At 69.2% G+C, this 18,897-nt stretch carries 16 protein-coding genes; 5 read left to right on the top strand and 11 right to left on the bottom strand.

Annotated features, from left to right (window positions below):
- Nucleotides 1–17 precede the first annotated feature (17 nt).
- Entirely contained in the window at nucleotides 18–476 is a 459-nt protein-coding gene (locus tag D9V36_RS05645) for a hypothetical protein (protein WP_129292798.1), read from the bottom strand.
- Between the two features lie 298 nt (nucleotides 477–774).
- Here D9V36_RS05645 and D9V36_RS05640 point away from each other — a divergent pair, with 298 nt between their 5' ends.
- Nucleotides 775–1,290, top strand: a complete 516-nt coding sequence (locus D9V36_RS05640) for an ATP-binding protein (RefSeq protein ID WP_241720715.1) — start codon at nucleotides 775–777, stop codon at nucleotides 1,288–1,290.
- Between the two features lie 109 nt (nucleotides 1,291–1,399).
- On the top strand, nucleotides 1,400–3,754 hold the full coding sequence (locus tag D9V36_RS05635) for an ATP-binding protein (RefSeq protein ID WP_129292797.1): 2,355 nt from the start codon (nucleotides 1,400–1,402) through the stop codon (nucleotides 3,752–3,754).
- 56 nt (nucleotides 3,755–3,810) lie between these two features.
- Here the strand turns inward: D9V36_RS05635 and D9V36_RS05630 are convergent, their stop codons facing one another.
- Both D9V36_RS05630 and D9V36_RS05625 read right to left on the bottom strand, forming a co-directional pair.
- Nucleotides 3,811–4,032 carry a DUF7489 domain-containing protein gene (locus tag D9V36_RS05630; protein ID WP_129292796.1) on the bottom strand — a complete coding sequence of 74 codons (222 nt, stop codon included), beginning with the start codon at nucleotides 4,030–4,032 and terminating at the stop codon, nucleotides 3,811–3,813.
- 140 nt (nucleotides 4,033–4,172) lie between these two features.
- A complete protein-coding gene (locus tag D9V36_RS05625) occupies nucleotides 4,173–4,919 on the bottom strand; it encodes a TetR/AcrR family transcriptional regulator (protein ID WP_129292795.1) in 747 nt (248 codons plus the stop codon).
- 100 nt (nucleotides 4,920–5,019) lie between these two features.
- On the opposite strand from D9V36_RS05625, the gene D9V36_RS05620 reads away from it, so the two are divergent.
- A complete protein-coding gene (locus D9V36_RS05620; protein WP_129292794.1) occupies nucleotides 5,020–5,883 on the top strand; it encodes an SDR family oxidoreductase in 864 nt (287 codons plus the stop codon).
- Between the two features lie 127 nt (nucleotides 5,884–6,010).
- On the opposite strand, the gene D9V36_RS40710 is transcribed toward D9V36_RS05620, so the two are convergent.
- The 3 genes from D9V36_RS40710 to D9V36_RS05605 are packed head-to-tail and all read right to left on the bottom strand — an operon-like array spanning nucleotide 6,011 to nucleotide 9,641.
- Nucleotides 6,011–7,090 (bottom strand): DUF6801 domain-containing protein, encoded by a 1,080-nt coding sequence (locus D9V36_RS40710; protein ID WP_164992887.1) that lies wholly within the window; start codon nucleotides 7,088–7,090, stop codon nucleotides 6,011–6,013.
- Complete coding sequence (locus D9V36_RS05610) at nucleotides 7,087–9,198, bottom strand: NACHT domain-containing protein (RefSeq protein WP_129292792.1); 2,112 nt, start codon at nucleotides 9,196–9,198, stop codon at nucleotides 7,087–7,089. Before D9V36_RS05610 ends, D9V36_RS40710 begins: the two co-directional genes overlap by 4 nt.
- Complete coding sequence (locus D9V36_RS05605) at nucleotides 9,195–9,641, bottom strand: hypothetical protein (RefSeq protein WP_206739601.1); 447 nt, start codon at nucleotides 9,639–9,641, stop codon at nucleotides 9,195–9,197. Before D9V36_RS05605 ends, D9V36_RS05610 begins: the two co-directional genes overlap by 4 nt.
- Nucleotides 9,642–9,974: 333 nt before the next feature.
- Between D9V36_RS05605 and D9V36_RS05600 the strand changes: the two genes are divergently transcribed.
- Together D9V36_RS05600 and D9V36_RS05595 are read left to right on the top strand one after the other, a co-directional pair.
- Nucleotides 9,975–10,688 carry a hypothetical protein gene (locus D9V36_RS05600; RefSeq protein ID WP_129292791.1) on the top strand — a complete coding sequence of 238 codons (714 nt, stop codon included), beginning with the start codon at nucleotides 9,975–9,977 and terminating at the stop codon, nucleotides 10,686–10,688.
- 978 nt (nucleotides 10,689–11,666) lie between these two features.
- Nucleotides 11,667–14,111 (top strand): ATP-binding protein, encoded by a 2,445-nt coding sequence (locus D9V36_RS05595; RefSeq protein ID WP_347239872.1) that lies wholly within the window; start codon nucleotides 11,667–11,669, stop codon nucleotides 14,109–14,111.
- A gap of 144 nt (nucleotides 14,112–14,255) precedes the next feature.
- On the opposite strand, the gene D9V36_RS05590 is transcribed toward D9V36_RS05595, so the two are convergent.
- The 5 genes from D9V36_RS05590 to D9V36_RS05570 all read right to left on the bottom strand — a co-directional run bounded on the left by D9V36_RS05590 (nucleotide 14,256) and on the right by D9V36_RS05570 (nucleotide 18,556).
- On the bottom strand, nucleotides 14,256–14,996 hold the full coding sequence (locus D9V36_RS05590) for an SDR family NAD(P)-dependent oxidoreductase (protein WP_129292789.1): 741 nt from the start codon (nucleotides 14,994–14,996) through the stop codon (nucleotides 14,256–14,258).
- 136 nt (nucleotides 14,997–15,132) lie between these two features.
- Nucleotides 15,133–15,480 (bottom strand): VOC family protein, encoded by a 348-nt coding sequence (locus D9V36_RS05585; protein ID WP_129292788.1) that lies wholly within the window; start codon nucleotides 15,478–15,480, stop codon nucleotides 15,133–15,135.
- Between the two features lie 251 nt (nucleotides 15,481–15,731).
- Complete coding sequence (locus tag D9V36_RS05580; protein WP_129292787.1) at nucleotides 15,732–16,901, bottom strand: GTP-binding protein; 1,170 nt, start codon at nucleotides 16,899–16,901, stop codon at nucleotides 15,732–15,734.
- Nucleotides 16,902–16,910: 9 nt separating this feature from the next.
- A complete protein-coding gene (rpmF, locus tag D9V36_RS05575; protein ID WP_129292786.1) occupies nucleotides 16,911–17,081 on the bottom strand; it encodes a 50S ribosomal protein L32 in 171 nt (56 codons plus the stop codon).
- A gap of 122 nt (nucleotides 17,082–17,203) precedes the next feature.
- Nucleotides 17,204–18,556: a cytochrome P450 gene (locus tag D9V36_RS05570; RefSeq protein ID WP_129292785.1), complete on the bottom strand. Its 1,353-nt coding sequence runs from the start codon at nucleotides 18,554–18,556 to the stop codon at nucleotides 17,204–17,206.
- Nucleotides 18,557–18,897: the final 341 nt, after the last annotated feature.

Genomic DNA, 18,897 nt, shown 5'->3' with positions numbered 1-18,897 from the left:
CTGCAGTGCGTTCCCGGCTACCCGGCCCGTCGCAGTCCCGCGTACTGCATCGAGCCGAACACCACCACGGCGATACCGATGAAACCCGCGTAGCCGCCACCGAGAGCGGTGAGCGGGAACCACGACGCTCCGGCGGTGAGTATGGCCGCGCAGCCCACCGCCCATACGGCGTTGAGCACGACGGCTGCGACGGCGATCGGCCGCATGACGGCCGGATGCGTGGCCGCGTACCAAAGGGCGGCGGCGTAGACCGCGAGGAACGCCCCCTGGGCCCAGTGCAGCCACACCGGCAGGCCGAACAGCGAGTCCAGCGTCCTGGCTCCCAGCAGACTGAGGGCCGCGACGAGTCCGGACACCGTTCCGTCCAGCTTCAGGGAGAAGCGCAACAGCGCGTCGTTCGGGGCTGATCCCACCACGCCGGGACGACCGGCCTGTTCCGCCGCCATCGATTCCGCCACCGTCGATTCCTCCATCATCGATTCCTCTTCTCGTTTCCGGGTTTCGTTATCCGGGACAAGGCTGCCGGGCCGGACGCCGTCATGGATCACGGGATTTCCGTGAGAATGCGACCCACTCCCGGCTGCGGTGCCGGTATCAGCGGCCGATGAGCGCGAGGTGTGCAGCCTGTAGGGGGTGGTGGCGGTGGGTGAGCGCGAGGGAAGAGCAGGTAGTGAGTGCGTAGCTGTTCGCGTAGTTTCCGCCTTCTCGCCGCACGGGAAACCGCGCAGTGTGTGACGTGTTCGACCGCTGCGCCTTCAACGTTGGGTAAGGGCGATGGAAACCTCGCAACAGCTCTCCTATGCGATGCGGATGCCGGTGCATACCGCCGCCGGCGACAGCCCTTGCGGCAGCGGCCGGGACGTAGCCCTCATCGGATGCGATCCCCGTTTCGTCGCTCACGCATCGCGCCCGCTCGCGCACCGGCCGGAAGCGGTCGGCTTCGCGCGTCGCATCGCCCGGTCGGTGCTCCACGCCTGGCGCATCGACGACGACGCCGCCCATTCGGTACTGCTCGTGGTGTCCGAGCTGGTCACCAACGCCGTGGAGCACGCTCAGCCGCCGCTCGCCCTGCACCTGTGCCGTGAGAACAGAGGCCGTCGGGTGTGGGTGGGAATCACCGATGGCGGCCCGTCGGCACGGGGCGGGTCCTGGACGTCGACCTGTGCCCACGATGAACACGGGCGCGGCCTGGCCATTGTCGAAGCTCTGGCCGCCGCTCACGGCGCCGATCGCCACGTGGGCGGCACCACGCACTGGGCCCGATTGCCCGTGGCGTGCGGGACTCACTGACCACGGTCGACGCGTCCGAGGAGAAGGAAGCCAGGGGGCAAACTCCCCGTCTGAAACTACTTCCTAGTAGATTTTTATCCCGTTCGGGGGTCGATTAATCTCCGGAAGTATGACTTCCGCGGCTCGGCCCAGAGTCCTGGAGGGTGTCGAGACCCTTCCGGCTGACGTCACCAGTTTCGTCGGCCGGCGGCAGCAGGTGACCGATGCGAAACGACTGCTGGCATCCTCACGGCTTTTGACGCTCACCGGCCCCGGAGGGGTGGGCAAGACACGTCTTGCCCTGCATGTGGCCGCCGCTGTGCGACCGGGTTTCCGGGACGGCGTGCGCTTCGTCGAGCTGGCTGAATTGCGCGATTCCTCGCTGTTCGCGCACACGGTGGCGGCGCAACTCGGCCTGCACGACCAGCCCTCGTGCACCACGATCGACGTGATCATCGAATACCTCGCCTCCCACGAGGTGCTTCTGACGCTCGATAACTGTGAGCATCTGATCGACGACTGCGCGCTGTTCATCGATGGCGTCATGCGAGCGTGTCCGAAGGTACAGATCCTGGCGACGAGCCGGCAGTCGCTCGGTGTGTACGGCGAGACGACGCTGGTGGTTCCCCCGCTGCCGGTACCCAGCCCGGAAGCGGTGCCGTCGCCGGATGCGCTGACGCAGTACGACGCGGTGCAGCTGTTCGTCGATCGGGCCGGCGCCGTCCTGCCCGGCTTCCATCTCCGTGGCCAGGACTGCGCGGCGATCGCACGGCTGTGCCGCGCGCTCGACGGGATTCCGCTGGCGATCGAGCTGGCCACGGTGTGGCTGCGCGCACTGTCGCTCGGCCAGATCGAGGAGCGCCTGTCCGAGCGCTACCGTTTGCTCACCGTCGGCCCCCGCAACGCACCCGCACGGCAACGCACGCTGCAAGCGCTGATCGACTGGAGCTACGACCTGTGCGCGCAGTCCGAACAACAGCTGTGGGCCCGGGCATCAGCATTCTCCGGCAGCTTCGATCTGGACGGCATCGAATTCGTCGGCGCCGGCGAGGGGATCACACCGGAGGAGATACGGAATATCGTTCTCTCCCTCGTCGACAAATCCATCCTGATCCGCGAAGAGCGTGATGGCTGTGTGCGCTATCGGATGCTGGAGAGCATAAGGGAGTACGGCGAGGCGCGGCTTGTGGCGGCCGGCGAGCATGATGCCGTCCACCGCCGCCATCGCGACTGGTACGTCCGTATGGTGGAGCAATTCCAGGCTGAATGGATGGGGCCGGACCAGGATTCCTGGATTCTGCGGCTGCGACGCGAGCACGCCAACCTGCGCGAGGCCCTCAGCTTCTGCCTCACCCAGCCCGATGACGCCGTCCTCGCACTGCGCATGGCCGACAAACTGGGGACCTACTTGGGTGTCCAGGGCTTCAACAGCGTGACGCGTCACTGGCTCGACCAAGCGCTGGCGGCGAGCTCCGAGCCTTCGCCGGAGCGCACTTCGGCATTGCGCCGAAATGCTTGGGTGGCGCTGCTGCAAGGTGACGTCGACGCCGCGCAGGTGCAGCTCGTCGAGGCCGCCGAGCTGGCCGGGAAACTCGGCCTCACGAAGGAAAGCGCGTATGTGACGCTCGTGGAGGGGATGAGGGCCGCATCCTCAGGAGACATCGAGCAGGCGGCGCTGCTCACCGCCGACGCTCTGTCCGGGTTCAGCTCGGGGCACGAACTCAGCGGCAAGCTCCTCGCGATGTCCATCCACGGACTCATCCTCGGGCACCAGGGAGAGCGCGAACGGGGCCTGGCCCTCCTGGAGGAAGCAGTTGCCCTCACCATGGAGCGCGGAGAGGTCATCTGGCGCTCCTGGGCACTGCTGGCCCTCTCCTTCGTCGAGCTCGACCACGACCTGGTGCACGCGGAAGCGGCAGCGCGCGAGGCCCTGAACCTGCGCCGCCGGGTGAGCGCCAAGTTCCTGATGGCCTTCGCGTTCGAAATCCTTTCCTGGGTGAGCGAACGACAGGCGCGCCATGTCCGGGCAGCGACCCTGAGCGGTGCCGCCGCTGCCATGTGGCGGACGGTCGGCACCTCGCCGGACTATTTCCACCCGGTGGGAGTGGTGCACCGGCAGCACATCGGTAGGGTCCGCGCGGCCATGGGCGACGACCGCTACCACACTGCTTTCCAGCGCGGCTACGACCTGTCCGAAGAGGCGGCAGTGGACTACGTGCTCGAAACGGTGTCCTTGACCGGCGAGCAACGGCAAGCGAGCGGTGCGGATGCAGACTTGACGCCGAGAGAGCGGCAGATCGCCCAGCTGGTATCCGAGGGCCTGACCAACAAGGAAATCGCAGCACGCCTGGTCATCGCCCTCCGCACGGCCGAGGGACACGTCCAACGCATCCTCACCAAGCTCGGGTTCAGCTCCCGTGCACAGATTGCCGCCTGGTACGTCAGCGGACAGAGCGTCCGGGAACTGTCGATTCCCTCGAACTGACTGCGGCGACCCCTGCCCCGGCAGCAGCCAGTCCAGCCCTCCGGGCCCCTGAAGGGCTACTCCCTGGCCGGGTCGGAGCCCGGCCGCTTGACGATCCGATCGTTGACCTCGATCGACTTCCAGAGCCGGCGGCTGATCCGGACCTTCACGGATTCGCCATCGACAAGGCGGACTTCGACGAAGTGGTACATGTTCGAGCCGTCGAGCATTCCCCGGGACTTATGGGTGACGATGCCTTCCCAGTGGTCGTCCCGTCCGATTTCGCGAGATGTGAACATGCTGCGAGCTTACGAGGGCCGACAGGCGATCTTGTAGGTCCTTGAGTCATGTGCTGGGGATGACAAATGTCCTGCCGGGCCACTGCAGCCGCTTCGCCCGGCCTCGCCCAGACGACAACACGCGAGCCGTCGGCCGGCTGTCAACCGTCGGCGGCAAGACGGTTCAGCCACTCCGTCAGCAGCTGCTGCTCGGCGCTGCTGAGGTTCGTCTGTTCGGGCAGGGCGGCGCGCAGGGCGCGGGCGGCGCCGGCCGGACCCGGGTCCTTCACGGCCGGCCGCTGGTGGGTGACAGTGGCGACCATGCACTCCCGAAGGGTGGTCAACAGGGCCGGGTTGCGCCGGTCCTGGGGCAGGGACAGCCAGGTGAGCACCGCGCCGCGCGCCGTGGCGTGGATGATCTGGGCCGCGAGTTCCTCATCGACGCGAAGCCAGCCGCCGGCGGCGAGGCGCCGGACGCGGCCCATCAGGATCTCCATGCCGGCCTTGAAGGCGGCCGAGGTGGCCCTGGTGGGTTCGGTGTACATCAGCGTGAACAGCGCGGGATTGGCCAGACCGAACTCGATCGCGACGTCCCAGCCGGCCCGCAGGTCCTCGATGGGGTCCCGAGGGTCGGGGTCGACGTGCTTGGTGGCGAGAAACGCTGCGAAGCCGTGCTCGGCCACCGCGTCGAGCAGTCCCTCCTTGTCGCCGAACAGCCGGTAGATGGCCGGCGGCTGCAGACCCGCCGCATCGGCGACCGCGCGGGTGGTGACCGCGTCGCGACCCGCGCGCGTCAGCAGGCCGATCGCGGCCTCGATGACCCGCTGCCGGCTCTGCCCCCGGCCCTGGGATGCGGTGTCGGACTTGACGGGGGTGGCGCCGTCCCGGCCACGCGAAGCTGAGGGCATGAAATCAAGGGTACTGCACGGCTGATTCCATCGTTATTATCAGTGATACCTTTTGAGTGTTTCCGTTGGTACCGTATCTGCGTAAACACTGGAGCGCATCATGATCATCGTGACCGGAGCCACCGGACAGCTGGGGCGTCAGATCGTCGAGAGGCTGCTGACGCGCGTGCCGGAGGATCGAGTCGGCGTCAGCGTCCGCGACCCGAAGAAGGCGCAGATGTTCGCCGACCGAGGGGTACGGGTACGGCAGGGCAGCTTCACCGACGCCACCGGCCTCGCGCACGCCTTCGAGGGTGCCTCGCAGGTGCTCATCGTCTCCGTCGACAAAATGGGCGAAGAATGCGTCAGACAGCACCTGACCGCGATCGAAGCGGCCGTCGCGGCGGGCGCCCGCCGCATCCTCTACACCAGTCAGATGGGGGCAAGCCCCACGTCGCACTTCCAGGCCTGCCGCGACCATGCCGCCACAGAGGAGGCACTGCGCGCCTGTGGTGTGCCGTTCACCTCGCTGCGCAACGGCTTCTACACCACGAGTGCGCTGCACTTCCTCGGCGACGCGGCGGATTCCGGCCGGTTCGCGCTCCCCGCGGACGGGCCGGTCGCCTGGACCGCGCACGCCGACCTCGCCGACGCCACCGCCGCCATCCTGGCCGATGAAGGCCGCTTCGACGGCCCCACGCCGCCTCTTACGGGGGGACAGTTGCTCTCCTTCGACGACATCGCCGCCATCGCCACCGAGCTCACGGGGCGCACCATCACGCGGGCCACCGTCCCCGACGCTCAGTTCCGGGAGCAGCTGACGGGCCAAGGCGTCCCCGTAGAGGTGGCGGACCGGTTGCTCGGCATCTTCGCCGCCGGCCGCGCCGGGGAGTTCGCCACCGTCGACCCGACACTGGCCGCTCTGCTGGGCCGCGAACCCCTCACTCTGGGCACGGTGCTGCGCGAGCGGCTGTCCGAAGGCTGATCTGCACGAGACGCCGGACGGGCCGGGACAAGCAGGCAGACAGGGGGCGCTTGTACTCGGTGTGAGGTGTCCCGCTCCGAGTCCGTTCCGCCGCTCGGCCCGTTCCGCGGCCCCGCCCCGCCCCGTCTCAGTCGTCCGCTCGGCGTTTTCTCAGGCGTGCGCCGAGGCCGACGAGTGCGGCGGCGGTGCCTGTCACGAGGACGCCCAACGTCAGAGCGACCGGGTGTTTGGCGTCCGGGTCGCGGTGCTTGCCGTCCGGCGTGCTCTTCGGATCGTTGCGTGGTGTGTCGGCTGTCGGCGCTCCCGGCGAAGGGGAAGGGGAGCGGGGCGGCACCGATCCGGTCGTGCTGGGTGACGGGTTCGGTGTGGCGGTCGTACGCGACGGCGCATGGGCGCCCCCCGCTCCCGGCCGCGTACCTGCGGCCGACCCGCCGGAGGTTCCGGAACCGCTCCCGTCGGCCCCCGTTCCGGGCCCCGTCCCGTGCCCTGTCGCCGTCCCTGCTCCTGCCCCCGTACCCGTCCCTGTCCCCGGTCCCGGCCCCGTCACCGTCCCTGTCGGCTTCACCGCCTTCGTGACGACGAGCGAGTGCAGGAGCGTGTTCTGTCCAGGGTTCACCGTGCAGGCCGCGTGCATCGTGCCCACCTGCGTCAGGTTGCCGTTCGCGTCCCTCGGGGTGAGGTGCAGGCCGAGGGCGCCGACGGTGACCTTCGCGTTGCCCGGCCGGGGGAAGGTGACGGCGGGCGCGGTGCCCTTGGCGGACATATCGAACGCGCCAAAGGCCGGAATGGCCGTCCGGGGGATCGTCATGGGCACGGACAGGCGCCTGTCGCCCTGCGGCGCGGACACCGCGGCGGTCCCGTCCACGGAACCTTCCAGGGTCCTCGCACCGACGAGCGGGGCCAGCCCGGTGAAGCTCGCGTCCACCGTCGCCACACCGTTCACGGCGGCTCTCGGGCTGGACTCGCCCGCTTCGAGCGAACCCGGGAGGTCCGTGCTGATCCTCATCGTCACCGGCGCGGTGCCGACCCCCGTGAAGGCGCAGGTATAGCTCAGTTCGATCGACACCGGTCGCGCGGAGGCGGACGGGGCGCCCCATGCCGCCACGATGCCCAGCGCGGCCGTCATCGCTCCGGCGGCTCCCAGGGCCGTCGCCCGGGTGCCGTAGGTCCGCGTGCCGCCGCGGGGCGCGCCGGGCCCTGCGCTCATCGGCTCCCGCCTTCCGTCGGCTGTTCGCGTTGCCGGTGGGCCTCGGCCAGGCGGTCCCGCAACCGTGCGTGGCGGAACTGGTAGACCGCGCCGGCCTGGCGCAGTACGCCTCGGGCGCGGGCGTCGTCGAGGAAGGCGTTCACCCGCCAGGGGAGGCGGCCTGACAGGGGCAGCCAGAGGCGGACCAGGACCACCCACCGTCCCCACGCGGTCAGCGTGCCGGCCCCGACCGCGACCGCGAGCCCGGCCCCGATCCCGGACGGGAGGCCGAGGGCGAAGCCGTCGAAATGCGTGACAGCGGTTCCGTATCCCAGCCCGAGGACCAGCCCCACCACGGTCATCTGGACGAGCACGATGGTGCGGTTGGTGCGCAAGAGGTCCGTCGCGCTCACTGATTCCTCCGGCTTGGCGTCCGTCTCGAGCCAGGCCACCAGAGCGACGACGATCCCGGCCGCCAGTCCGATCAGGGGCCCGGCCACGAGCCAGTTCCCGAAGAGCAGGGCGGCCACGGGCCAGGGGTAGGACAGGAGCATCACGTAGACCGCGAATCCGCCACCCAGGACGATGCCGAAGATCAGTCCGCCGGCCAGCCCGACGCCGGCTCTGGGGAGAAGGCTCTCCCGCACTCTCCTCGACCTCACCCTCCTCGACTCGCCGCGGACCCGGATCTGCATGCGGGACGGCTTGAACGCGCCGCCGACCTTGAGTTTCGACGCGAATCCGTGCAGGAGCCCGAAGGTCAGCCCGATTCCCAGCATGTTCAGGAACATGGTCAGCAGCGCCGCCGGGGGGTCGCTCATGACGGCAAGGACGAGTCCCACCGCAGCCCCCGGCACGAGCCCGCACAGGACCCCCGAGACGACCATGCGAGCGGGCAGGCTCATGGTCGTGCCCAGCTGCCACCACTCGATGTCCTGCGCGCCGTTGGCCTGGGTGTCGGGCTTCCGTGCGTCCGTCTTCTGCTTCTTCAGGTGCGTGGCGAGGTAGCCGAGCCAGTGGCCCGCACGCTCGGCGCTCCAGCGTCGGCGTTTCGGGACGGACAGGTTGAGGAGGGGGTCGTACGTTCTGGGGACGAAGGCATCCAGGAGACGCTTCTCCAACGCGGCCTGGGAGCTGGACTCGGCGAGTTGCAGCAAGTACTCCGGATCGCCGCCGGACGCGTGGAAGGCCTCGGCCATGGTGAGCATCAGGGGAGTGGTCAGTACGGTGGCGAGCCGGGCGGCGGCCGGTTCGCCGGAGCGGCTGCTCAACCGGTCCAGGACGGGCGCCCATCCGGTCGAGGCGTCGAGGCGGGCGGAGCAGTCGTCGAAGGTGAGGTCTGTCAGCTCGATCCCCGGAAAGAGCCCTTCGCTCGGCTTGAGGCTGCTGAGCGCTTCATGACGGCTCGTCAGCAGCAGCGGCAGGTTGAAGGCGCCGAGGTGCCGCAGCGCGGGTGGGTAAAGGTCCTCCGCCATCTCGTCGAACCCGTCCAGGATCGCCAGCACGTGGCCCATGACGATCAGTTGAGCGGCCCATGTCCCTTTGTGGGGGAGCCGCCTGGCCAGGAAGGGGTGATCCCGCTCCAGGCGGTCGATCAGCCAGTCCCGCAGGGACGTGGCGGTGGGGTCCCATGAACCCAGGCTGAAGATCACCGGCACTGGCTCCTCGTCGGTCCAGTCGGCGTCCTCCAACCGGGCCTGCGCGAAGCGCCGGACCAGGATGGTCTTTCCCGAACCGGCCCGGCCCAGCACCAGCAGTTGACTGCGCTTTTCCTTCGCGTAGACGGCCGCGAGGTTCCTCAGCGGACCTGCCAGATTCAGCGGGGAAGCGTCCGCCAGGGCCGCCGAGGTCTCCCGGGCGCCGTTCCTCCGACCGGTCAACTCCTCGGGTGCCGCTCGGCAGTGCACGGGCAGCGGATGCCCGCTCCGCAGCTGCTGCTGAACCTGGTCCTGCCCCAGGTCGGCGAGGACCCTCTGTCTGAGGGTATGGAGGTTTTCGGTCAGCGTGTCCGGGTGGCGGCCCGGCCGGGGGGCGATCGTTACGTCGCCGGTGTAAATGGGCGCGTGGTTGTCCCTGCCCACCGCGACCGAGCGCGTGCCGTCCGCTCGCGCACCGGGCCGGTCGCTCACCGGGCGGGGGCGCCCCCCGCGCCGTCGCCGGTGGCGATGCTCCCCGAATTGTCCCTGCCCACGGCGACGGAGCGCTCGCCCTCGGCGTGGGCGGTGGGGGGAGGCGGAGACGCCGGGAGGAGCGCCGAGAGTTCCTTGGCGAGGTCCGGTGCCTCCGTGAGTGCCGTGCGCAGTGCGATCCTCAACTCCGCGCGGTGCAGGGCGAGCAGGTCAGGGTCCGCGCCCGCCTCCGCGAGACGTACGACCGCGGTGCGCACGGGGTCGGAGTCAGGGGCCGTGTCGGCGTCGTGGTTCAGCAGCCTGCGGATGAGGCGCTGCCCGAGCCGTACGGTCGCATTGGCGGCCTCGTCCTGGGTTCTGGTCAGCACGCTCGCGCCGTAGGCGGCGGCCGCGGCCTCGGCGGCCGGTACGATCTGGTCGAGCAGCGCAGTGGTGTCCAGCACAGGTAATCCTCTTGCCGCACAGGCGAGTTCGGTCCTCAATGCTAGCCATGCGGACACACCCGTCGAGCGGTTCGGCTGGGTACGGCCGAAAACATGCCAGGCTGGATCTCTTTTCGGATGCGCAGGCTCGAATGCGCCCACATGTGATCACTTTTGGAAGCCCGGTCAGCCCTCGCGCCCCTGCTGGAACCAACGCCCCGGACTGACCCGCCTCTTCGGGTATTACCCGCGCGTAGGGTCGCCGGTGGCGTGAGTGAGAATAGGGGCATTCGACGAGGGGCTGACGGGGTTTCAGCCTGGTCCCTCTCTCCCTGAACGCAACGAGGAGTTTCCGTGAACCGCACCTGCACCGCCCGCATACGACGTGTCGCGCTCACCGCGGCTGCCGGTGTAGCGCTCGCGGCGACTGTCACCGCCTGTGGCAAGGATGGCGGTAACGGGTCGGCCTCGGCCGGCGACTCCACGGCGTCCGCCAAGGCCACCGCGGAGTCGTCGAGCGGTGCGCCCCAGGCGGGCCAGGAGGGCTCCGGCAGCGGGAAGGAGGCCGGTTCGTCCTCGAACGGGGGCACGCCGGCGAAGGGCGGCTCGTCCTCGTCGGGCTCCAAGGCGGGCCCGTCCGGTGACAAGAAGGGCTACGGGCAGGCATGCGGGGCCGACGATCTGAAGTTCTCGGCACGTTCCGAGACGCAGGCCGGCGGCTACATTCTGTTGTCCGCTCGCGCCAAGCCCGGCGTCACCTGCACGATCCCCAGCGGGCTGCCCTCGGTCTCCTTCGGCTCCAAGGGCATCGAGGCGCACCCCGCCGAGCAGGCGGTCGGCCCGGCGATCACGCTCGGCGGCTCCAAGACCGCCTACGCCGGGATCAACCCCAAGACCACCAACAACAATGAGGGCGTCGAGTTCACGTTCCTCATCGCGGCCATCGGCACCTCCGACCCGAACCCGGCGAGCGTCTCCACCGGCTCCGTGACCGTCGACAGGCCCATCGTCACCAACTGGCACACCACCCCCACCGACGCCGTCCCCGGCGACGGCACGGACAGCTGACGCCGCAACGGCACGGCCCTGCTCCGGACACCGGAGTCGGGGCCGCACTGTCTGCGCGGTCGACTGGAACAGTCACTCAACGACGAGAAGGCGCAGAAAAGTCCCTCATCTTGGAAGTGCGCCCTGGAGCATTTACGGAAAGACCAGGGAAAAGACCGGGTTGGTGAGTTGGCTTGCAGCGGTGCTGACCGCATTCGTGACCGTGCTGGTGTGGTCGGTGCCGTCGCTGCAACCCACCTGGCCTTGCTGATTCGTCGAAGCCGCCTGGCTGTCACCGGCCGCTCGAAACCCGACGATGAATCGCAGCTCGTGCCGTACATGTGGTACGTGGCGTTCGCGTGAACGCCACCCAGGGTGTAAACGGCCGTGATCTTGTCGTTTCCGGCGTTGGCGTACGAACCCGCGTCGCCGTCCTGGCGGCACCGTTCACGCACCGTTCGGTCCCGGGGTGGGGCGCAGCCCGCTCTTCTCGGGTGCGCGGATGCGTGGCGCTGCGGAGGTGCTGTTGCGGGCTGCGCCGGTGGGCGCAAGGACTGCACAGGGTCCTTCCGGGATCTCCGGAAATCGACAAATCCGCTGGTCAACAGGATGAGAAAGTAGCGCTGCGGCGCTCGGGCGCGCCACCGTGGAGCTGCCTGATGTGCTACCTGATCTTCGAGGCAGGATGCGACCTGACCCCGTCCGCAGGTCAGACCGGAGGATGACGGCCGGTGTGCGGATGGCCCAAACTACTGATCCGGTTTTGGGCCCCGCGGATGAAGACCGGGCTGACCTGGCGCTCAAGAATGAACAGCGCGTCGTCCGTCTCGTTCCCAGGAGTACCCATGTCCCACGCGGCTGCCGCCCCGGAGGCGGTCCGGCCCGACCGCGGGCCGGACCGGCGTGTCCGGCAGTCGTACCCGCCGGGGCGACCACATCTGCACCCATGTGATCAGGGAGGACACCGCCCCTCGCCGCGCATGCTCCGTCGGCCGACGGATGCGCTCGGGTGGGACTTACGCGGCACACACCCCTGTCCGACGGCGGTGGTCCCGCTGGGAACGCGTCGTACGTCCGATCGCCGCAACGAGTGCATGTCAGGAAGACGGGACGAGTCCCATGGCAGGTTCAAGACGGGACGCCGGGAGGATTCCGGCGGAAGCCACCACCTTCGTCGGGCGGCAACACGAGTTGTCGCAGGCACGGACATTGCTTGCCCGAAGCCGACTGCTGACGTTGACGGGCGCGGGAGGAATCGGCAAGACCCGCCTGGCGCTACGGGTGGCTCGTGACGTCCGACGCTCCTATCGCGACGGAGCGTGGATGGTGGACCTGGGGCCGGTGGAGGACGACGCACTGCTCGCACAGACGGTGCTGGCCGCACTGGGCCTCGACCACCACTCGGCCTTGCCGGCGGTCACGGTGCTGGTCGACCACCTCGCGGACAAGCGGCTGCTGCTGGTGCTGGACAACTGCGAACACCTGCTCCACGCCAGTGCGGTCCTGGTCCGCACGCTGCTTGCCGCAGCGCCCGGCCTGAAGGTGCTGGTGACCAGCCGGCAGTCTCTCGGAATCGACGCCGAGTCCCTGCTGACGGTACCGCCGCTGCCGGCACCCGATCCTGACCGGCCACCGCCGCCGAAGGCCATGATGCGGTACGCGGCGGTGCAGCTCTTCGTTGAGCGGGCCTCGGCCGTCCTCGGTGATTACACACTCGGTGAGGACGACCGCCTGGCCGTCGCCGGTATCTGTCACCGTCTGGACGGCATCCCGCTCGCCATCGAACTGGCGGCAGCCCGGCTGCGGGCGCTGTGCCCTCAGCAGCTCCGCACCGTTCTGGACGACCGATTGGCTCTGCTGCACCAGGGGAGTCGTGCCGCCCCGGCGCGCCGGCAAACGCTGCGCGCGGCGATCGACTGCAGCTTCGACCTGTGTACCCCTCAAGAGCAGTGGGGATGGGCACGCCTTTCCGTCTTCTGCGGCGGCTTCGATCTGGAGGCGGCCGAAGCGGTCTGTGCGGGGAAGGAGCTCGCCCGCGAGCATGTCCTCGGCATCGTCTCGGAGTTGGTGGACAAATCAGTGCTGACCATGGAGAGCCGGCGCGGCCTGGGGCGCTACCGCATGCTGGAGACGATCCGTGAGTACGGCCTCGATCTCCTGCGCCTCGGCGGGGAGGAGGCGGCCGTACGGCGTCGACACCGCGACCACTACCGGGCGTTCGCCGCCCGTGCGGAGGCCGACTGGTTCAGTGCACGTCAAGAGACCTGGTCCACCCGTCTGTACCTGGAGCGCACCAACGTCCGAGCGGCCCTGGAATTCTGCCTGAGCACACCGCACGAAGTGGGTGCCGGGCTCGCCCTGGCCACCTCCTTGTGGGGCAACGCGCTGGGCGCGGGCAACCTGGACGAACAACGCCGTTGGCTCGGCCAAGCCCTCGCACGGGACGGTGAACCGACCCCGGTCAGAGCCAGAGCACTGTGGGTCGACGGCTGGCTGGCTCTCCTGCTCGGCGATATCTCCACCGCGAAGGCCCGGCTGGATGCCTGCCAGGACCTTGCGGAGCGGCTGGGCGATGCGGAATCCCTGGCCCACGCCGTGCAGTTCGCCGGGCTGACAGCGCTCTTCCGGGAAGACTTCCCGGAAGCGGTCCGCCTGCTGGAGGAGGCCTTCGACCGCCACCGCGCCACCGGGGATCTGTGGGCCGAGTGGACAGCCCTGTTCCTCCTTGCCCTTGCCTACTGCCTGACCGGCGACCCGCGCGCCTCCGCGATGGCGGAGCAGTGCCTGGCCCTGTGCGACGCCCACGACGCACAATGGTCCCGCTCCTACGCGCTGTGGCTCCTCGGGCTCCAGCACTGGCTCGGTGGGGACACCCGGCGGGCGATCCCCCTGCTCCAAGACGGGCTGCGCCTCGTCCGATCCGGCCGCAATCTCCTCGGCGCGGCCCAGTGCCTGGAGGTCCTGGCCTGGGCCACCGCGCAGGACGGACGCGCTGAACAGGCCGCCGCCCTCCTGGGTGCCGCCCAAACGGCCTGGCAGTCGGCCGGTATCGCACTGCCCGGACTCGGCCGCCTCCTGCACCATCACAGCGAATGCGAGGCCCGACTGCGCGGCTCCCTCGGCGATACCGCCTACGCCAGCGCCGTGACGACGGGGAGCAGGCTCACACTGGACCAGGCGACCGACTACGCACTCGGTGGGCCCCCCACCCCGCCGGCCACCCCGAGGCCCGAGCAGCCACCAACGCCCCTGACCCGACGGCAACGGCAGGTGATCGAGCTGCTCGCCCAAGGTCTGACCGACAAGCAGATCGCCGCCAAACTGGTGTTGTCCTCACGTACCGTGGAAGGACACGTTCATCGCCTGCTCGCCGTACTCGGCTTCCACTCACGCACCCAGATCGCCACGTGGGCGGTCGAGAAGGGCAATATGGCGGGTTCGTGAGGGCGGCATGACGGGTTTTCGGCGGACGCCGTTGTGACGTCCGCCGACGGTGATCGGACCGGAAGAACGGCAAGCCGCCGCGCCCGGAGTTCTTGCCGGCCTGCGCCCCGCAGGGAAAGGGACGCGTAGAGCCGGCAACGGCCTTCAGGTCAGGTTCAGCCCGCCATCCATCACGATGACCTCGCCGGTGAGATATGTGCTGGCGATCACCGACGCCACCAGGTCGGCCACGTCGGCGGGCTGTGCCGGACGGCGCATGGGCGCGCGGTCCCGCCACAACTCGTGTGCGTGCGCCCAGTCCTTCGTCATCGGCGTGTCCACCAGCCCCGGAGCCACCGCGTTGACCCGTACTTCGGGCCCGAGCGCGGCCGCGAGCAGCCGGGTCACGTGATTGAGCGCGGCCTTGCTCGCCGCGTACGGCACCGACGAGCCCTTGGGGCGCACCCCCGCGTGGCTGGTGACGTTCACTATGCTGCCGCCCCCAGGGGATGCGCGCAGCGCCGGAAGCGCCGCCGTGCACAGCACCCACGGCGCGATGACATTGACTTCCAGCAGTTGCCGCCAGTCGGCCGGCGTCGCTGCGGCCAGGTCGTCGTGCGGGATCGGCCAGCTGATACCCGCGTTGTTCACCAGCACGTCCAGCCGCCCGTACCGGCCGAGCGCCGCCTCGACCAGCCCGCGGGCCTCCTCCTCCACTGCCAGGTCGGCCCGCACGTACGCACCGCCGAGCTCCGCCGCCAGCGCTTCCCCGGCCTCGGCGCTCCGCCGCGAGTGCACGACGACCCGCATCCCGTCCGCCGCCAGCCTCCGCGCGACGGCCTCCCCGATACCCGACGTGGACCCGCTGACCAGGGCGACGGGCCGATCCGCCTGTTCCGTACTCATGCCCCGGATCCTGCCACGGTGGTGCGAGCGCGAGAGACTGCGGGATCGGGACCACGCTTGCCGTGCCTCGTGCGGCGACCGCGCTGGTCACAGTTCTCCACGACTGGCTGCGGCCGGCACCGCCCCGGAGCTGGTGTCAGCGGTGGCCCAGCACATTGACCACCCGGCCGTTGGGGTCGCGGACGAAGAACCGCCGCACACCCCACTCCTCGTCCTGCAACGGGTGCACGATCTCCGCGCCGCGCTCCCGCATGACCGCGTAGGCCGCATCCACGTCGTCCACTTCGATGCTCATGTCCGGGGTGACGGGCGCGGTCTTGTCGCCGGCCATGAAGCTGATCTGTGCGGCAGGACTGGAAGGGGAAGCGAGCGTCGTGATCCAGCCGTGGTTCATGGCCTCCTCGAATCCGAGCAGGCCATAGAAATCCCGGCTCTCCTGCACAGCCACTGACTGGACGTTGGGCACGACACGGCGAACGGCCATCGAAAGACTCCCTGTGAGAACGGCTGGCTCCCTGGCTCCTGTAGCTCCCCAGGGATATCAGGACATACCCGCCTTCGCGCGCGCTTTCGCAGGATGGTCTCGTCGGGCCCGCACGCCGGGTCCGGCACGGTGGACGGGGCGAGTTCACCGGGGGCGGTCATCGTGTGGACACGGGACATCGGTGTGTGCACCTTCGTGAGTGCCGGGTTGGGCAGTGCCGTGGCTGCGACCACTGCCCAACCCGGAGCTTGTCATGCCTGCGGTAGCGGATCCGGTTGCTCGTGTTCGCAGGCGTCGCCGAGGCCGTATGTTTCCCATGCGGGGAACGGGTCGTCGGTGAGCCGTTCCCCCGCGGCCAGGAGGCAGTCGGCCAGGGCCGCTTGCAGTGCCTCGGCGCGCAACCCGGTGCCGATGAAGACCAGTTCCTGGCCCTGGTGGTCGTCGGCATCGCGGGCCCCGGACGGCTCGAAGCGTGCGACGGCCCCGGCCTGTGACCACAGCCCGGTGACGTTCGGGCGGCTGGACAGCCAGAAGAAGCCCTTGGAGCGCAGGATCTGGCCGTAGGTGCCGCTGTCGAGGCCCTCGGTGACGAAGGTCCACAGCCGGCCGGGGTGGAAGGGCGCATCGGCGCGGAAGACCGTGCTGGAGATGCCGTACTCCTCGGTCTCCGGAATGTGGTCGCCGTTGAGTTCCTGTACCCAGCCCGGAGCCTGTTGGGCCCGCTCCAGGTCGAAGCGCCCGGTGCCGAGGATGTCGCCGGTGTCCACCCGGCCGTGCCGGGCGGGCACGATGCGCGCGGCCGGGTTGAGGCGGGTGAGCGCCGCCTGAAGGCGCCCGGCGCTCTGTTCATCGATGAGATCGGTCTTGTTGAGGACGATGACATCGGCAAACTCGATCTGGTCCATCAGCAGGTCGCTGACGGTGCGCTCGTCGTCCTCGTACTGCTCCAGGCCCCGCTCGGCCAGTCCGTCGCCCCCGGTCAGCTCCGGCAGGAAGTTGGCGGCGTCGACGACGGTGACCATGGTGTCGAGCCGGGCGAGGTCGCCGAGGGTCGCTCCGTCGTCGCGGGGGAAGGCGAAGGTGGCTGCTACGGGCATCGGTTCCGAGATCCCGCTGGACTCGATGAGGAGATAGTCGAAGCGGCCCTCGCGGGCCAGCCGGTCGACCTCTTCGAGCAGGTCATCGCGGAGCGTGCAGCAGATGCAGCCGTTGGTCATCTCGACCAGGCGTTCGTCGGTGCGGGAGAGCGCGGCGTCGCCGCCGCGCACCAGGGCAGCGTCGATGTTGATCTCGCTCATGTCATTGACGATGACCGCGACGCGCAGGCCCTCCCGGTTGCCCAGGACGTGATTGAGCAGGGTGGTCTTGCCCGCTCCGAGGAAGCCGGACAAGACCGTGACGGGCAGTCGGTTGTGCGTCATTCCGGCGGCTCAGCTCTCGGGGCGCAGCAGCCCGCGTTCGTACGCCTTGGCCAGGCGCTGCGGGACGAGGTGGGCGGTGCCGTCCACGGTGACCGGCACGAGCTGCGGAGTGGTGGCCTTCCACTGGGCGCGGCGGTGGCGGGTGTTGCTGCGGGACATCTTGCGCTTGGGTACGGCCATGGCGACCTCCTGTGTGACGGGGTGACGCCCGCACGCTACATGAAAATGGATTCCATTTCCAAGCTGGAACCTGTCGCTGTCTGCCTTTGTCGCTGGTGCGCCGGTGACGCCCTGCCGCGGTGTCACCCCACTTCGCGAGGAGCGACTCTCATCAGGAGGTTGGCGGGGTGGTTGGTAGATGTCATGACTCCCCGTACCTGCGTCTCCGGGAGCGGCTCCAGACGCCACCGGCGCGCCACGGCCGCGACCACCGTGGTCATTTCCGCGCGCGCGAACGCTTCACCGATACACCTGTGCCGTCCGGCGCCGAAGGGAAGGAATGCGCCGCGGGGAGCGGCCTTCTGGCCGGGCAGCCAGCGGTCGGGACGGAACTTCAAGGGGTCGTGGAAGTGATGCGGGTTCCGGTGCAGGACGAGGGCGCTGAACATGAACTCGGCACCTGGGGGAAACCGGTAGCCCGCGAGTTCGACCTCCGTGGTCGCTCGTCGCATCGTGACGCCTCCGGGGTTGCGCATGCGCAGCGCCTCCTCCACCACCCGCCGCGTATACGGGAGATGGTCGAGGTGTTCGAACGAGGGCGCCTCTCCGCTCCGCGTCCGCAGCTCCTCGTGGAGTTCCCGGTCGACGGCGGGGTGCCGGCCCAGCTCGTGGAAGAGCCATGCCAGCCCGCCTGCCACTGTCTCCGTGCCGGCCACCAACAGGGTGATGAGTTCGTCGTAGACCTGTTGGTCGGTCATGGTGTTGCCGCTGTCGGCGTCCTGGGCCTGCAGGAGCATCGACAGCAGGTCCGACTGCTCGGCGGTGAGGCCGGTGCGCCGGGTGCGGATGAGGTGATCGATGGCCCGGCGCAGTCGGTCGTGTGCGGCCGCAAGGCGGCGGTTGCCAGGAGTGGGGAGCTTCTGCCAAAGGCCGGTCGGATCGATGGCCCGGTGGTACACGCCGCGGAGCACGACGGGCACGTCGTGGCGGATGTCCGCGGCAATGTGCTCGTCGAGTGCGGTCGAGAACAGCGTGGAGGTGACGATGGCGAGGGAGAGGTCGACCATCTCCTGGGTGACGTCGACGACCTGTCCGGCCTGCCAGGAGGCGACTCGTTCTTCGGCCAGCCGCGCCATGGCTCGCGCGTAGTGATCGATCTGCCGGTGATGGAAGGCCGGTTGCATCAGGCGCCGCTGGCGGAGGTGGAAGGGTCCTTCGGAGGTGGCGAGGCCCTCGCCGAGGTAGTCGCGGAGCTTCTCGAAGGAGCGGCCCTTTGCGAAATGGCCGGCGTCGGCGACCATCACCCGGTCGACGACCTCAGGTCCGGCGAGGACGTAGGTCGGTGTGGGGCCCAGGTAGACGGCGACGATCTGGTCGTACGCGGTGAGGGAATCGAGGAATTCCAGGGGGCGCCGCCACATTTCGAGTGCGTGGCCGATCAGCGGAAGGCGTCCGGGAGCGGTGGGAGGAGCCGTGAGGTGAGCGGCGGTGGCCATATGTGCCTTCCTTTGGCCGCGGGCCGGTGCCTGCCCGGCGACCGAGTAGTACTCCTCGGGACGTCATGGACCGGTGATACGGGTGCAGGCGTTCGGAACACACCGGCAACCACCCGCCCGGCGACGTCCCCGCAGGTCGAGCAGCGCATGCATCACGGAAGGTAGTGCAATGGATACTCAGTGCGATACCGGGATCTCGGTCAGTCGAGGGCACCGGGGGCTGGAATGAGCCACCCAGCTGCGGACCGAGGCGTGCACCATGCGGAGCTTGGAGGCGTGCGCGCCCGTTTCCGCGGCCCTGGGACGCTTCTCGGACGGGTGAATTCGGGAACCTGGCCGCT

Origin of the sequence: Streptomyces lydicus, assembly GCF_004125265.1 — a bacterium.
GTDB lineage: Bacteria > Actinomycetota > Actinomycetes > Streptomycetales > Streptomycetaceae > Streptomyces > Streptomyces lydicus_C.
Note: the sequence above shows the minus strand (reverse complement) of the source record. Positions and strands in the feature narration are given on the sequence as shown.

Coding starts and splice junctions, on each gene's coding strand:
- D9V36_RS05595 (WP_347239872.1), top strand. CDS start 11,667: ATGCGCTCGGGTGGGACTTACGCGGCACACACCCCTGTCCGACGGCGG.
- D9V36_RS05570 (WP_129292785.1), bottom strand. CDS start 18,556: ATGGCCACCGCCGCTCACCTCACGGCTCCTCCCACCGCTCCCGGACGC.
- D9V36_RS40710 (WP_164992887.1), bottom strand. CDS start 7,090: ATGAGCGCAGGGCCCGGCGCGCCCCGCGGCGGCACGCGGACCTACGGC.
- D9V36_RS05630 (WP_129292796.1), bottom strand. CDS start 4,032: ATGTTCACATCTCGCGAAATCGGACGGGACGACCACTGGGAAGGCATC.
- D9V36_RS05580 (WP_129292787.1), bottom strand. CDS start 16,901: ATGACGCACAACCGACTGCCCGTCACGGTCTTGTCCGGCTTCCTCGGA.
- D9V36_RS05620 (WP_129292794.1), top strand. CDS start 5,020: ATGATCATCGTGACCGGAGCCACCGGACAGCTGGGGCGTCAGATCGTC.
- D9V36_RS05640 (WP_241720715.1), top strand. CDS start 775: ATGGAAACCTCGCAACAGCTCTCCTATGCGATGCGGATGCCGGTGCAT.
- D9V36_RS05645 (WP_129292798.1), bottom strand. CDS start 476: ATGATGGAGGAATCGACGGTGGCGGAATCGATGGCGGCGGAACAGGCC.
- D9V36_RS05635 (WP_129292797.1), top strand. CDS start 1,400: ATGACTTCCGCGGCTCGGCCCAGAGTCCTGGAGGGTGTCGAGACCCTT.
- rpmF (WP_129292786.1), bottom strand. CDS start 17,081: ATGGCCGTACCCAAGCGCAAGATGTCCCGCAGCAACACCCGCCACCGC.
- D9V36_RS05585 (WP_129292788.1), bottom strand. CDS start 15,480: ATGGCCGTTCGCCGTGTCGTGCCCAACGTCCAGTCAGTGGCTGTGCAG.
- D9V36_RS05590 (WP_129292789.1), bottom strand. CDS start 14,996: ATGAGTACGGAACAGGCGGATCGGCCCGTCGCCCTGGTCAGCGGGTCC.
- D9V36_RS05625 (WP_129292795.1), bottom strand. CDS start 4,919: ATGCCCTCAGCTTCGCGTGGCCGGGACGGCGCCACCCCCGTCAAGTCC.